General features: G+C 42.9%; 18 protein-coding genes. 13 read left to right on the top strand and 5 right to left on the bottom strand.

The window, feature by feature from the left end:
* The first annotated feature begins 106 nt into the window (after nucleotides 1-106).
* The 10 genes from rpmI to APB76_RS18910 all read left to right on the top strand — a co-directional run bounded on the left by rpmI (nucleotide 107) and on the right by APB76_RS18910 (nucleotide 5,229).
* Complete coding sequence (gene rpmI / locus APB76_RS18955) at nucleotides 107-301, top strand: 50S ribosomal protein L35 (RefSeq protein WP_004411425.1); 195 nt, start codon at nucleotides 107-109, stop codon at nucleotides 299-301.
* Nucleotides 302-342: 41 nt separating this feature from the next.
* A complete protein-coding gene (rplT, locus tag APB76_RS18950; RefSeq protein WP_004401084.1) occupies nucleotides 343-696 on the top strand; it encodes a 50S ribosomal protein L20 in 354 nt (117 codons plus the stop codon).
* 211 nt (nucleotides 697-907) lie between these two features.
* Nucleotides 908-1,372: a hypothetical protein gene (locus APB76_RS18945; RefSeq protein ID WP_054962316.1), complete on the top strand. Its 465-nt coding sequence runs from the start codon at nucleotides 908-910 to the stop codon at nucleotides 1,370-1,372.
* Between the two features lie 20 nt (nucleotides 1,373-1,392).
* Nucleotides 1,393-1,767 (top strand): nuclear transport factor 2 family protein, encoded by a 375-nt coding sequence (locus APB76_RS18940; protein ID WP_054962315.1) that lies wholly within the window; start codon nucleotides 1,393-1,395, stop codon nucleotides 1,765-1,767.
* Nucleotides 1,768-1,829: 62 nt separating this feature from the next.
* Nucleotides 1,830-2,321 (top strand): GNAT family N-acetyltransferase, encoded by a 492-nt coding sequence (locus APB76_RS18935; protein WP_049843171.1) that lies wholly within the window; start codon nucleotides 1,830-1,832, stop codon nucleotides 2,319-2,321.
* A gap of 60 nt (nucleotides 2,322-2,381) precedes the next feature.
* Complete coding sequence (locus APB76_RS18930; protein ID WP_054962314.1) at nucleotides 2,382-2,984, top strand: class I SAM-dependent DNA methyltransferase; 603 nt, start codon at nucleotides 2,382-2,384, stop codon at nucleotides 2,982-2,984.
* Nucleotides 2,985-3,021: 37 nt separating this feature from the next.
* Nucleotides 3,022-3,435, top strand: coding sequence for a nucleotide triphosphate diphosphatase NUDT15 (locus APB76_RS18925; protein WP_049843169.1), 414 nt, complete (start codon nucleotides 3,022-3,024; stop codon nucleotides 3,433-3,435).
* A 102-nt stretch (nucleotides 3,436-3,537) separates the two neighbouring features.
* Nucleotides 3,538-4,020: a YbaK/EbsC family protein gene (locus APB76_RS18920; RefSeq protein ID WP_054962313.1), complete on the top strand. Its 483-nt coding sequence runs from the start codon at nucleotides 3,538-3,540 to the stop codon at nucleotides 4,018-4,020.
* Between the two features lie 34 nt (nucleotides 4,021-4,054).
* A complete protein-coding gene (locus APB76_RS18915; protein WP_054962312.1) occupies nucleotides 4,055-4,852 on the top strand; it encodes a PhzF family phenazine biosynthesis protein in 798 nt (265 codons plus the stop codon).
* A 23-nt stretch (nucleotides 4,853-4,875) separates the two neighbouring features.
* The gene (locus APB76_RS18910; protein ID WP_054962311.1) at nucleotides 4,876-5,229 is read left to right on the top strand and encodes a hypothetical protein; all 354 of its coding nucleotides are present in this window, start codon (nucleotides 4,876-4,878) and stop codon (nucleotides 5,227-5,229) included.
* A gap of 42 nt (nucleotides 5,230-5,271) precedes the next feature.
* Here APB76_RS18910 and APB76_RS18905 read toward each other — a convergent pair whose 3' ends face one another.
* Together APB76_RS18905 and APB76_RS18900 are read right to left on the bottom strand one after the other, a co-directional pair.
* On the bottom strand, nucleotides 5,272-6,165 hold the full coding sequence (locus APB76_RS18905; protein ID WP_054962310.1) for a cation diffusion facilitator family transporter: 894 nt from the start codon (nucleotides 6,163-6,165) through the stop codon (nucleotides 5,272-5,274).
* Nucleotides 6,166-6,354: 189 nt separating this feature from the next.
* Nucleotides 6,355-7,233: a LysR family transcriptional regulator gene (locus APB76_RS18900; protein ID WP_054962309.1), complete on the bottom strand. Its 879-nt coding sequence runs from the start codon at nucleotides 7,231-7,233 to the stop codon at nucleotides 6,355-6,357.
* A gap of 144 nt (nucleotides 7,234-7,377) precedes the next feature.
* Here APB76_RS18900 and APB76_RS18895 point away from each other — a divergent pair, with 144 nt between their 5' ends.
* The gene (locus tag APB76_RS18895; RefSeq protein ID WP_054962308.1) at nucleotides 7,378-7,956 is read left to right on the top strand and encodes a class I SAM-dependent DNA methyltransferase; all 579 of its coding nucleotides are present in this window, start codon (nucleotides 7,378-7,380) and stop codon (nucleotides 7,954-7,956) included.
* A 52-nt stretch (nucleotides 7,957-8,008) separates the two neighbouring features.
* On the opposite strand, the gene APB76_RS18890 is transcribed toward APB76_RS18895, so the two are convergent.
* Nucleotides 8,009-10,009, bottom strand: a complete 2,001-nt coding sequence (locus tag APB76_RS18890; RefSeq protein ID WP_054962328.1) for an acetoacetate--CoA ligase — start codon at nucleotides 10,007-10,009, stop codon at nucleotides 8,009-8,011.
* A 225-nt stretch (nucleotides 10,010-10,234) separates the two neighbouring features.
* Between APB76_RS18890 and phhA the strand changes: the two genes are divergently transcribed.
* Together phhA and APB76_RS18880 are read left to right on the top strand one after the other, a co-directional pair.
* A complete protein-coding gene (gene phhA, locus APB76_RS18885) occupies nucleotides 10,235-11,026 on the top strand; it encodes a phenylalanine 4-monooxygenase (RefSeq protein ID WP_049843438.1) in 792 nt (263 codons plus the stop codon).
* Nucleotides 11,019-11,348 carry a 4a-hydroxytetrahydrobiopterin dehydratase gene (locus APB76_RS18880; RefSeq protein ID WP_049843163.1) on the top strand — a complete coding sequence of 110 codons (330 nt, stop codon included), beginning with the start codon at nucleotides 11,019-11,021 and terminating at the stop codon, nucleotides 11,346-11,348. The genes phhA and APB76_RS18880 overlap by 8 nt, the downstream gene beginning before the upstream one ends.
* A gap of 61 nt (nucleotides 11,349-11,409) precedes the next feature.
* Here APB76_RS18880 and APB76_RS18875 read toward each other — a convergent pair whose 3' ends face one another.
* Nucleotides 11,410-11,724 (bottom strand): hypothetical protein, encoded by a 315-nt coding sequence (locus tag APB76_RS18875; protein ID WP_049843162.1) that lies wholly within the window; start codon nucleotides 11,722-11,724, stop codon nucleotides 11,410-11,412.
* Between the two features lie 137 nt (nucleotides 11,725-11,861).
* Nucleotides 11,862-14,189 (bottom strand): bifunctional diguanylate cyclase/phosphodiesterase, encoded by a 2,328-nt coding sequence (locus APB76_RS18870; RefSeq protein WP_049843161.1) that lies wholly within the window; start codon nucleotides 14,187-14,189, stop codon nucleotides 11,862-11,864.
* Nucleotides 14,190-14,349 lie beyond the last annotated feature (160 nt).

The raw sequence follows: 14,349 nt of genomic DNA, 5'->3' as shown, positions 1-14,349 counted from the left end.
TTAACGGCTTTACAAGTAATAGAACGCAGCTGCCGTAAGGTGGCTGGGTTTTGTTCGCCCTAATTACTATTGTTTAAAACAACTCAACAATGCGGAGTTATTCATCATGCCTAAGATGAAAACCAACAAAGGTGCTGCTAAGCGTTTTAAGAAAACTGCTGGTGGTATTAAGTTTAAGCACGCTACTAAACGTCACATCCTGACTAAGCGTACTACTAAGAACAAGCGTCAGCTTCGTCCAAATGCAATCCTTCCTAAGTGTGAAGTGGCTGCAGTTGCTCGTATGCTACCATATGCATAATTCTTTTTAGTTTATCAATCGTTTAGTTTAGGAGAAGCATAATGCCTCGCGTAAAACGTGGTGTACAAGCTCGTGCACGTCATAAGAAAGTTCTAAAACAAGCTAAAGGTTACTACGGAGCACGTTCACGTGTTTACCGCGTAGCTTTCCAAGCAGTTACTAAAGCTGGTCAATACGCTTACCGTGACCGTCGCAACAAGAAACGTCAATTCCGTCAACTATGGATTGCACGTATCAATGCTGCATCTCGTCAGAATGGTCTATCTTACAGCCGTTTCATCAACGGTCTTAAGAAAGCATCTATCGAGATCGACCGCAAGATCCTTGCTGACATCGCGGTATTCGACAAAGCTGCATTCGCAGTTCTAGTTGAAAAAGCGAAAGCTGCTCTTTAATTAGAGTCAGTGATTAGGATTAAGGAAAGGAGAGCTTCGGCTCTCCTTTTTGTATCTAGATTTTGATCTTTGCTCAATTATCCACTCAAATACGATTAACCAGTCGTTCATCGTCACTCCATCTATTGCAAACCTACTGAAATCACTTAATATTTTGCATTCAACCTATTATGCATCTATGACAATAGGCTAGATGAACAGTGAGGGTAGTATGCAAGCAAAGGAAGCATTTGAAGCGGCAAGTAGTGCAGAGAAAGTCGCGAGCTCGTTGTACAAATGGATTGCAGGCAATCGCGGGCTTAAAAGAACAGTTGCAGTTGAACTGCAAGAAAACATCGAACTAATTCGTTTGTATGTAGAGACACGTTCTGGGTATGAACAACTCATTCCACAAATTAAAGAATCCGCCTATCGACAAGCCTTACAGCAAGGGTTTAACTTTAACTCACTCAATCGCTCTAAAATTGATGCTGCTAGTACCAACGGGATCAAGCAACTTGAACGGTATCACGGTTGGGAAACTCAGCAAGTGATTGAAAATATCTACGCTAAAATCTCTGTTATTAAAGTGGCGGTAAGTATTAATGATAACGCAAAGCCCTTGCGCCTAGGGGTAAGGCTGCACAATATCTTTAAACTTCTTGTGATGTTATCGAACCATATTGGTCAAAAATAAAATAAGCGAACAGGGTTGATATGGATATACTGATTGAACAAGAAAAAGCGCTACATCAGTTTTCAGTTAGACAAGATAATACTGAGCGAGAGCGACTAATCCACCCAACATTTCGTGAAGTGGGGAGGTCGGGTACCAGTTTTGACTTTGCGACCATCGTTGAAATGATGGAAGGTGAAGAAACTTCTGAGGTTGTCATTCATTCACAGGACTATGAATGTATTCAACTCGAACCTTCTGTTCAGCTTCTCTTGTATAAATCCGCACTAATCTCTGTGGATGGCGAAGTGAGCAATTATGCCAAACGCTCTTCGATTTGGGCATTTACTGGGTGCAATTGGCAACTTAAATATCATCAAGGTACGCCTTGCCCTGCTTTTGAATTCGAATCTTAGGCTTATCTCCAGGCTCAATCGAGTGTACGATGAGTAGCCTAGCTATTCGTCAAGGAGGACAAATGGAACTAAGACAAGTACAGCTCACGGATGCTCGATGGATTGTGGGTATCTACAATCACTACATTGCTACTACTGCGATTTCCTTCGAAGAAGAACCAATTTCTGTTGAGGAGATGGAGCTAAGGATCGATGCTGTTCTCACCGCAGAGCTTCCTTGGATAGTGCTCGAAGAAGAGGGGCTGCCTCTTGGGTATGCCTATGCAGCTAAATGGAAGTCTCGAAGTGCTTATCGATATACGGTTGAGCCATCCATATACCTATCCAGTGATGCGAAAGGTAAAGGGGCAGGTCAAAAGCTATATCGCTCTCTCATTGCTCAATTACGCGAACTAGGCATTAAGAATGCGATAGGAACGATTGCACTTCCAAACCCCTCGAGTGTGGCACTACATGAGAAGTTGGGCTTTAGAAAGGTCGGTGAGTTTGCCAACATTGGCTTCAAGTTTGATCAACATATTTCCGTAGGTTATTGGCAGTTGGAGCTTAACTAAGTTGACTGAGAGAACCTGTAATAGCCACTACGACGAACAAAGGGAACGATAGATACTGATATGAAGCCAGAACAAATAGGCAAGGCATACGACCAAATTACTCACATTTGGCAAGGTGAAAGTTTCAACTTAGAGAATGGCATTGATCAACACAAGCGTGCCATTTCGTTTACGGAGAAACGCGGAAAAGCACTCGATATTGGTTGCGGTTGTACTGGGCGATTTATTGATTTGTTGTCTAGGGAAGGATTCACTCCTTCAGGTATGGATATATCGAGTGAGATGTTGGCGCTAGCCAAAGAGAAACACCCAAAGGTAGAGTTTATCAATGCTGATATCTGTCAGCACGAATTTGATGACAAATATGACTTTATAACCGCTTGGGACAGTATTTGGCATATTCCTATAGATCAACAGCGCCAAGTTATGACAAAGATAGTCGATATTCTTAATATCGGTGGTATCTTTATTTTTTCATTTGGCGGAACAAGTGAAGAGGGCTTTCATACTAACAGCTTTATGGGGCCTGAAGTCTATTACTCGTCACTAGGAACCAACGGTTTTCTAAGCTTGTTTATTGAGTTGGACTGTATGGTTCGACACCTCGAATTTGACCAATATCCAGAGTTTCATACCTATTTGATTGTAGAGAAGCTTCAATGAGCTTAGATTTTTCCAACTGCCAGATTAAAGGTTAAGCATGAGTCAAGAAGTACGTGTTGGCGTAGCCGCCATTATTAAACGAGATAATCGGATCCTTTTGGGTGAGCGAATTGGCGCTCATGGGGCTAATACATGGGCGACACCAGGAGGGCATTTAGAGTTTGGTGAGTCAATTGCAGAATGTGTTCAGCGTGAAGTACTTGAGGAAACCGGGCTACAGATTAGCGCTACCACGAAACTGGGTTTCACCAACGACGTGTTCGAACAAGAAGGTAAGCACTATATTACTTTGTTTGTTGTGGCAGAAAACGCGATTGGTGACGCAAAGGTTATGGAGCCGAATAAGTGCAAGCAGTGGAAATGGTTTGCAGTAGATTCACTTCCTGAGCCATTGTTTTTGCCGATGAAAAATTTTTTGGCTGAGAACCCAAGTTTAACTACTAAACCTTGAGTCACAAAGGCAGCTTTTTAAGTTATACAGGATACGGAAGCAGGCAAAGGTGTGAGTTGAGTTTATATACAGCTATAAGAACGAACAGTTAGAGGGAATACCATGTCAACGGAGCTGAAAGCGTCTTCAATTAAAGTTCAGGAATTTCTATTAAGTCGTGACCATGATTTTGTCATTCAGAAAATGCCTGCCTCGACCCGTACCGCACTCGAAGCGGCTGATGCGATAGGTTGTGGTGTCGCCCAAATTGCCAAGTCGCTAATTTTTAAAAACGGCGAAACAGGGGAGGCTGTGCTTGTTGTTGCTTCAGGGACCAACATGGTTTGTGCAGACAAAATTAAACAGCAAACGGGGATCCCACTTGAAAAGGCAAATGCGACATTTGTTCGTGAGAAAGTTGGATACGCGATTGGCGGCGTCCCCCCCGTTGCTCATACGTCGAAGGTCCAAACCATACTCGATCAGGATTTAAAGCAATACGGCGAGATTTGGGCCGCAGCGGGAACGCCAAATACGGTATTTAGGCTTAAGGTGAGTGACTTAGATAGTTTGACTGGCGGCCAGTGGCTTGATGTTGCTAAGTAAGCCCACCTTCTATTATTTGCGCTGAAGAATTAGTATGGAACTAGACATTTATCAAGTAGACTCATTTACCTGCCAGCCTTTTAAAGGAAACCCGGCAGGCGTTTGTATTACCCAAGAGCCTCTCGAAGAGTCAGTGATGTACTCGATTGCTGAGGAAATGGCCGTATCAGAGACTGCATTCCTGACTTTAAGCAACATGCAATTGAGATGGTTTACGCCAAAAGTCGAGGTTGTCCTTTGTGGGCATGGAACACTTGCAGTCGCACATATTCTTCAGCAGAAAGGTAAACTTAGCGTTGGCGAGAGCATCAGTTTCAATACTCTGTCTGGCCTTTTAACTGCCAAAGTTAATGAAAGTTGCATTGAACTTGACTTTCCTATCGCGAGCTTATCTTGTTATGAGGTTTGTAGTTCGCAGCTGTTTGAAGCTTTGGGTCTCAACCTGAATCAAGTTAATGCAGTAAAGCAGTTTGATGAAAAAGTGTTGATACATGTATCGGATTCAGAAGTGCTCTGTCAATTGAGTCCTAATTTTGATGCATTGAAGCAACTAGAGGGTCGTGGAGTTGTTGTTACTGCGCAAAGTAAGAATACTGGAACTGATTTTGTTTCTCGCTACTTTGCGCCATGGGTGGGGGTCAGCGAAGATCCTGTCACTGGTTCTGCTCATTGTGCATTAGCCGTGTACTGGCAGCAGGAGCTAGGGAAAAGTGACTTTTATGCTTACCAAGCATCATCCCGTGGCGGATATGTCGGAGTTAAAGTTGAAGGCAACCGAGTGAAGTTAAGTGGTACAGCACGTACTACCATTTCTGGGATACTGCACTTATAGCTTAATGAAACAAGGATTAAAAAGTGTTTGTTCTGCTTCAAAAAGTACTGCTAATTAATCTCACTGCGGCGATTATCGTCTTTGGCTTATCGCAATATGTTGAGTTTTTTAAAACAACGCGATTGATCGATTATCTGTTTTTCATTGTTATTATAATTTGGGCTTTCGCCAAATTGATGTGGGAAGGCGGGATGCACAGTAAGGTAACCCGCTATGATAATGCCAAAACAGACAGTGCTTATACGATGGTAAAAGACCACGACTTTGACAAAGATGAGCGAGAAAACTATCGTCAAAATTACCAAGATGGATTTGTTCTGTTTATTGCCGGTATACCCGCCTTTGTAGCGTGCTTGTCTTTGCAGTTTCTCAATTAGGAGAGGGCAGAATTAAAGAACGCTTTCTCGCTTCCACACTCGCTAACTTGCTATATTCAAGGTTAGGTTTAAGTCTAACGATAAATTAGACAGCTTATCCTTAAGCACTTGTCTTGTTCTATCAAGCTCCGCTACTTCGACTTGTTTGCCTTTAGAGTACACGTCAAGGTTTACTCGCAGTTCACGCCCGACTTTGGTGACTGCTGTGACTTTTAGCTGCTGGGTTATTAGTTTGTCTAGTGCCAAAACCTCTTTATCTACTGCGCGACAAATTACTTCGTCTGGCTTCATCATTAGTAATTCACGAAGTGCGCCCATCAACATATCAAATGGCACTTTGATAAAATAAAACGACATTAGGATCATCATCGTTGGATCGGCATAGACGGCATATTTGGCAAATGGAGACACTGACACCAGCCAAGCAGCAATAAAACCTAAGGTTACCGCAACGCTCAATAGGGTATCCATCTGCCATTGCTTGCTTTCTGCTTCAATTAAACCAGATGAAAAGCGTTTTGATTTATTGGCGATATGCCACCACGCATAGCCACAACCTAATACGTTTACAATGCCGAATAGTGTCGCAATACTGGCATCTACCTCCCTACCACCAGTAAACATGGCCGAAACTGCCGAATATAACGAGAAGCTAACAATAGCGAGGATGACGCTGCCTTTAACGGCAATCACAACAGGTTCTAATACCGCTTTACCAAATGGAAATTGGCGGGTTGAAGGACGCTCAATAAAGCGTGAAACGGCCAGCGACAATAAAGTTAACAGCAAGCTGACCAGAGAGTATACACCGTCAAAGACGATAACTAATGAGCCGACAAGCAATCCGAGTACTAAACCTGCACCTGCAAAACCTGATGCGAGTATTGCTGAGAAGGTTAGAATTCGTTTTTCATTTAAGCTTGTCCTAGCACACATACTGAAATCTCTTGTTTATAGACACTTACAGTGTTCTCAAAACTAGAGCATTTCACAAACATTATATACGTTTTAAGTATGGTGTATTTTTGTTCTATTTTGCTTTGTCATTAAAATTCAACAAGATAGAGTAGATTCTTGGTGTCATGATTATTGACGCTCACTGATGGTTGTTTCTTGAGCAAGGCGCTAGAAATCAAACAGGTACTCGTTGAGCTTGTCGGCTAGCCAAGACATTCCAGGGTGCTCTGTCATACCTGCTGCGGTAAACATACAATAGTCTTCCTGTGTTAAACCGTAAGTATGCTTAATGACTGCAAGATCTTGTTTTCTCAGTAAATGGCGGATAAGAGGTTCGGGTAGCACGCCCCAAGCGTCTTCTTCCATAATCGTATTGAGCATGTATTCAAAACTTGAGAAACCGATATAGCGAAGAGAAAAGGGTTGTAGCTCAGGGTTATCTTTCTCATTAAGGTAGACCATGACAGCTTGCATGGCGTTGCGTAGTACATCGTCGGAAACGCGGCGTAACCGGGCTAACGGGTGGCTGGTTCGACAAACCGACATTAACCTTATCTTTCCGAGTGGCTGATACGTTACTAGTGGGTCGTCGAGGCGTTCATAATCAACACCAAAAGCAAAGTCGACTTGAGAGGTGGCAACGAGATTGGCTAGGTCACCGCTGGACGCAAGCACGATATTGAAAGTCGTGGCTGGAAAGTGATTGTTTAGTCGATGGGATAAGTCGTGCCACAGTTCATCTGGTAAGGAATCATCCCGTGCTATCCATACTTCTGCGTTAAACTTTCCTGAAACTTGAGCGCAAGTCTGACGAATACGCGAAGCCGTTACCAAAAGATTGTGGCAATCTTTGTAGATGGCTTTGCCTGCTTCTGAGAGCACAAGGTTATTCCCGCTGCGAACAAAAAGTTCTACATCAAGATCTTTTTCCAATGCCTTGATTGCCATACTTAATTTAGTACGGTTACATTCAAGTTGGCGTGCGGCTTCCGAGACAGAACCGGTATCAGCAACCGTACAAAAAGCTTCGACTTGAGTTAAGTTCATCTTTTGTTCAATTTGATTAGCTTAAAGTCGATATTATATTAATCCTAGGCAGTTGTCTGTTTTCAGCATTGAAATGCTATGAATTTCATGCAGTTTTGATACTCTTGAGCAGCGCCAAATGAATGTAGTAACAGGGAGATCATGATGGCTAAGAGTTGGGACGATGTCGCAGCGAATTGGGATGCGGATACCGCGACCAATGATTACGCAGACAAGGCGTTTGAATCGTTACAGAAAGTTGTCGATATTAAAGGAATGCATATTCTGGACTTTGGTTGTGGCACGGGTTTGCTGAGTCAGCGGTTGTCACCATTTACAAAAGACATTGTTGCATTAGACAGTTCAGAGGCCATGATCGAACAGCTAGATATGAAAGAACTAACTAACGTAGAGCCAGTGGTTGATATCTTAAGCCGTGGTCTTGTGGCTATGCACCCAGCATTTCGTGCTCAATTTGATTTGGTAGTTGCATCCTCGGTGTGTAGTTTCTTACCAAGTTACTCTGATACTGCAGACATTGTCTTTAGCTTGCTTGATGAAGGTAGCTATTTTGTCCATTGGGATTGGCTGTCAGATAAAGACCAAGTTGGTGGTATGACTATTACGCACGCGCAGCAAGTGTTGTCTAGCGTAGGTTTCAGTGAAGTGGTCGTCACGACGCCGTTCGATATTGAAGCACCCGATGGTTCACTAAAAGTTTTAATGGCTGTAGCTAAGAAATAATAGCTCTTGATGAGATTATAAAAGCCCGATGGAATGTGTCGGGCTTTTTTGTTTATGTAACAGGGGTGTTTTGGTGCTTTTTGACTTCTTCCAACACCCACGGGTTGGCGATAGCACCTTTGTTTTTGATCTCTTGGCCATGGAGAACTTGTTTCACGGCGAGCTCTACCAGTTTGCCTGATTTGGTCTTTGGTATTTCACTTAAGGTATAGATTTCTGATGGTATGTGACGTGGAGAACATTGCTCTCGCAGAGTTTGTTTTATTACTGACGTTAACTGATCAGTCAGAGTGTGATCGGGATTCAGTTGGACAAACAATACAATTTTTTCATCCCCATTGACGCGTCTTCCTACTGCAATTGAGTCTTGAATTTCAGCTAACTGGTTTACTTTCTGATAAATTTCAGCGGTACCAATTCGCACCCCTCCAGGGTTGAGAGTAGTGTCACTTCGTCCGTAGAAAATCATACCATCTCGTAGCGTTATTTCGACATCGTCCCCATGGTGCCAAGTATTAGTAAATTTGCCCCAATAGGCGTGGTGATAGCGTTCACCATTGTCATGCCAAAAGCCGATCGGTTGATTGGGAAAGCTGTTGCGGCAAACCAGTTCACCTCGTTCTGCAATCACCTCATTACCCATTTCATTAAATACAGTGACATCCATACCCAAACCGGCACCTTGGCATTCCCCACGATAAACTGGCGAAATAGGGTTACCCAAGACGAAGCATCCGCAGATATCAGTACCTCCAGAGATAGAGGCAAGATGGAGGTCGACTTTGATGTTAGCATATACATAGTCAAACTGTTCGGGATACAAGACAGAACCTGTAGAACACAATGTGCGAAGAGACTTAAGCGAATAACTGCTACTTGGATTGAACTGTGTTTTCTCTAAGGCTTCGAGGTATTTCGCTGATGTTCCAAACAAAGTCACCTCGGCGTCTTCGCATAACTGCCAAAGTGTATTGGGATTAGGGTGCATAGGACTGCCATCATAAATGACTAAGGTAGCGCCGCTTGCCAGTGCTGAAACATGCCAATTCCACATCATCCAACCACAAGTCGTATAGTAGAAAACCCGATCCTTAGGCTGAACATCACAATGAAGTTGATGCTCCTTTAAATGGTTTAAAATGGTTCCGCCAACGGAGTGAACAATACACTTTGGTTTTCCTGTAGTACCAGAAGAGTAGAGCACAAACAAAGGATCATTAAAGCTGATTCTTTGGTATCGCATACCACGTGGCAAGTAGCTGGCTAAAATGGCCTCCCAATCGGAGAAAGAGTCACTATGCCCCTGATTGCTAGATTGGGAAGATAAATAGTCGATTTGACAGGTATTGATCAAACTAGGTATTGCATCGACGATTTGGCGGTTTTTTTCCTCCATATGAAAGGTTTTGCCATTGAAGTCGTAGCCATTGCAACAAAAAAGCACTTTAGGTTGTACTTGGCCAAAGCGTTCAATGACGCTTTCAGCACCAAAGTCAGGAGACGTTGAAGTCCAAATTGCCCCTAAACTGGTTGTCGCTAACATGGCAATGATGGTTTCTGGCATATGAGGTAAATATCCAGCGACAACGTCGCCTTTTTCGACACCATTTTGCTTTAGCCATTGCTGAAGAACGGACACCTGATCACACAACTCCTGCCACGAAAGTTTACGGCAGTCTCCACGCTCATTCTTAAACCAAATGGCGATATCGTCAGGGGCTTGAAATGCGTAGGCGAGTAAATTTTCAGCATAGTTAAGCTGCGATTGTGGAAACCATATAGTGTCTCTGCTTGGGCTAAATGTGTCCCACTTTGCTAATCCTTCACCTAAAATACAGTCACCTTTGTAGCCGATGACATCACAAAACTGCCAAACTTCTAACCAAAAATCTTTTTTGCATTCGACAGACCAACGGTGTAAATCAGCGTAATTTTCTATCGCATCGCCTTGAATATTAATGTGTTTTATAAATTGTTTTAAGTTTGATGATTCAATTCGTTCGAGACTAGGCGCCCAGATAGGGGAAGGGAAGGTTGGCTCTGAATTAGACATGACATCCTCGTCGTATTGTTCTCCGTTATTCAGATAAGCTTTGATGAAAATATAGCCAAAGTCAAACATATAGACTGACTTCAGATACATGAAAAATAAGCAAAAAGCTGTTAAATGTAAAATTTATGTTACAGGTGAGTTCGGAGGGAGAGTTTACTTGGAAAATTGTCAGCGTCCTAGCATGACGATAGGCTTAATGTAATGGATTTGTTAATGGAGCTAGGTATGGCACGGTATCATTCTAAACCTGTGAATGAACACGGGATTGTGGAGTGGAGTTCTGAAGAGAACGCTGTTTGGCGTGATTTGGTTGAACGGCAGCTTCATTTGGTAAAACAGCGCGCCTGCAAAGAGTATTTGGCGGGGCTCGAATTGCTCGATTTACCTATAGATAGAGCGCCACAGTTAGTTGATATTAACCGTGTCCTTAAAGACACGACAGGGTGGCAGGTAGAACCTGTTCCTGCATTGATCAATTTTGACCGTTTTTTTGCCCTTCTATCTGAGAAGAAGTTTCCAGTTGCCACTTTTCTTCGCAATCGAGATGAATTCGACTACCTACAAGAGCCGGATTTCTTTCATGAGATCTTCGGTCATTGTGCCATGCTGACCAATCCCGAGTTTGCTGAGTTTACTCATACGTATGGTGCGTTGGGTTGCAATGCTACTGATAAACAGCGAGTGTATCTCGCAAGGTTATACTGGTTTACTGTCGAGTTTGGTTTGGTGAAAGAGGGCGATCAAACCAAGATTTATGGTGGTGGTATCTTATCTTCCCCTGGTGAAACGGTGTACGCACTCGATGATCCAAATACACAACGAGTAGAGTTTGATATTCATACTGTGCTTCGTACTCCTTACCGAATCGACATTATGCAGCCTGAGTACTTTGTTTTGGACAACATCCAACAACTGTACAAGCTCAGCAAAATGGATTTGATGTTTCATGTCAAACAAGCCATGCAGGCGGGACTATTACCCCCATTATTTGAACCAAAGGAAGTGACACATGCTTGATGAATTACGTTGTGAGTCTTGTACTAGTAGTGCAGTGGCATTAGGGGCAGAAGAAAGACGGCTATTACTTACTGAGTTACAAGGCTGGCAGATATTGGAACGTGATGGTATTCCTCAACTTGAAAAAGAGTATAAATTTAAGAACTATAAGTTGGCGTGGGCGTTTGCTAATAAAGTTTCTGAACTTGCTGAAGACGAATTTCATCATCCGTCAATTTTATTGGAATGGGGTAAGGTGACCATTACTTGGTGGAGCCACTCGATCAAAGGGCTGCATCAGAATGATTTTATATGTGCTGCCAAGTGCGACAGATTAGACTAGTAAAAAACAAAGCCTGAGTAGCAGTACTCAGGCTTTCGCATTATAAACTCATTCTCAGTGACTAGAACGATGAAAGATAGCGTTGCTCACGGATAATGTCACCGTTGTCATCAATAATTTCGAAAGTAAATGTGCGTCCATTGTCCAGCAGGTTTGCGGCCATGAAAGTGCCTTTTTCACCTGTTGTGAAGTATTTTACCCCATTGCCTAAAACCCTAACTTTTACATCGCTGACCGGAGTTCCACCTTCAAGAATTGTCACGATAGCTTGGTTTTCAATCGTTTTGATTCTAATTGACTGCTCTTTCGCTGGCATTGCAAATGCTACTGTAGAAGTTAGAGCTGTAAGTGCGATGGCTTTAAGTATTGTTCTCATAATCTATTCCTCTCAACGCTTGGTTAGGTTTAAGTTTGTAAACTGCGTCTTGTGCGCTTGAGAGAAATAATATGTGTGAATTAACTCACAAAAAATAATATAAATTCGTTATTGTTGTTCAGAATTTTCGAATAAGGTTAGGCTGACACTTTTGTTTGGCTATTGAGCACACTTTCTAACCCACATACTGTAAGAGGTTTAGACTTTAAATATCCTTGAATGAAGTTACAGCGATGCTGAGTGAGAAAAGCGAGCTGTTCTGGTGTTTCTACGCCTTCTGCGACGACTTCAAGGTCAATGGTATGAGCCATGTTGATAATTGCCTGGCAAAGGCTGTCGGCGTTGTGTTGGCCTAGTGCAATGCGGCTAACAAAGCTGCGGTCAACTTTAAGGACGTCGACTGGGTAATCATTCAGTACTGAGAGAGATGAGAACCCGGTGCCAAAGTCATCCAAATAGAGCGATACGCCCAGATCCTTAATCCGCTGTAGCTGAGTTGCCGTACACTCGTCAGCCAAAAGCATAGACTCTGTTATCTCAATACCAATTAGGTGGGCTGGAAAATTGTGCTTGTCTAGAAGGTGTAATAGCGTGTGGTAAATATGTTCAGACTCAAACTGTTTCGCTGAAACATTAATGTTAAAACGTGGGACGTGCTTTGCTGAATGCGTGTGCCAAAGTCTGTCTATTATTTTACAGCACTCTTGGGCTACCCAATCTCCAATTAATATGATCTGTCCTGTCTCTTCTGCAATTGGAATGAATTCTTCAGGTGAGATAAAACCAAGTTTAGGGTGGTTCCATCGGAGCAAGGATTCAAATGCTACGACGGTATCGCTGCTGGTCGAATAAATGGGTTGATAGACCAAAGACAACTGCTTGAAGGCAAGGGCTCCTGTCAGCTCTTGCTCTAACGTAAAGCGCTTTTTGGCTTGGTTAAACATTTGCTCGTGGAAAAATACCACTTTTTCATTGGAAGAGTTTTTGGCTCTATACATAGCGGTGTCAGCTTCACGCAATATGCCTGCCAAGGTTTGATTGGGGTCGGTTACCACAGAAATCCCGATACTCGCGCCAATATGACACGCCTGATCCTCAATAACATATGGTTGGCTCAGTACTTTAGCATAGCGATGACAAATGTGAGTGAGTGCACCACGTGACGTTAAGCGAGGTAAGCAGATGATAAATTCGTCACCGCCGAATCGGAAACTCATATCATCATCTCGGCAGTGGCTTGTTAATCGTGAAGCGACTTCCATGAGCAATTTGTCGCCATGTAGATGTCCCATGGAATCGTTAATGACTTTGAATCGGTCAAGATCAATAAAGAGTATTGAAAAACCACAAGATGAGGCTTGTCGTAGCTGTTGGAGTTGATTCTCCACTTCTCGGTTGAGTGCAGTTCGATTACTTAATCCAGTTAAGTTGTCCCTCACCGCTTGGATTTCAAGTGTTCGAGTCTTCTCTTCGATTAGTTGGTCAGAGACTTTCAGTCGGGTGGCGTAAAAGTTAGCTGCTATGCTGATGGTGCCCGTTAACAGAAAAATAAGAAGTACAGATGCGGTGCTGTAGAGTACTGTGCTTCCGCTATTGTCCATTTTAGAAACTGAGACTATCCACTCCTGATTAAACAGAGGGACTTGTATGTTCTGAGTTAGAGAAACAAGTCGAGTTGTTAGCCCCTCTTCTTTCAGCTTAGTATTGATGTGTGATTCGAACGCAAGCTCATGGCCGGGCTGGGTGTAAACTTCAATCTCTGACGATGCGGAGTTGACTTCTCTTTGCCATATTTCGCCAAGTAGTTCATGGAAAACTACCTTAGCAACAATAAATCCGTCTAACTTTCCATTGTTCGAAAACTTAGGTAAAACAAGGTGTGCGCCCAACTGTCCCTCTTTAATAAAGTCGACAGCACCTATTCGCTTGGTGGTAATGGAGCGTGACATGGCGTTAACCAATGTGTCTTCACTCTCTAATCGAAAGCCCAGGTAATCACTTCCTTCAAAAGAGGAAGAAAGGTAAAACACTGGAAGAGTCTCGTTGTCTAAAAACCACGCCTTGGAGCCGTTACTCGATAAAGGGGGCGCGAGCTTGAAGCCCAAAAATCCATTTTTTCGTGCGACTTGTTCAAATTTATCGACATCATTTATTGAAACGACAGGGGCCCAAACAACGGATTGAATGGTTGAAAGTTGAGTCGATTGTTCTGAAAAATAGGCTTCAAATTGCTTAGGGGTTGGTTGATTCCCATGGGATAGAAATGCCCTAGTTGAATAGAGTAGATTTTTAATAGTGTAGAGTGACTGCTGGAGAGTTTGTACCTGGTTATTCAATTGCCCTTCAAGCTGAGCATTGAGCTTTTGGGTTTCGTAATGGTGAACAGTCAGGTAGGTTGCTGCTGCAAAGGAGGTACCAATCAACCAAATGAGTGCGAGATGTTTAAGAGACAAAGCGAGTTTCAAGGTAGTTTCAGCGATAGTCTGTTACGTGTACATAAATGGTAACTGCAATTGATATTAATGCAAATGATAATTGATATTGAATGGGCTAAGTTTTAGGGTGACTGTGAGAGTTGATTTAATTGTCATTGCGAATGAGTTGGTTTCTGTGCTTGTTGTGGAT

This window comes from Vibrio bivalvicida, assembly GCF_001399455.2.
GTDB lineage: Bacteria > Pseudomonadota > Gammaproteobacteria > Enterobacterales > Vibrionaceae > Vibrio > Vibrio bivalvicida.
This window is presented reverse-complemented; position numbering and strand designations above follow the sequence as displayed.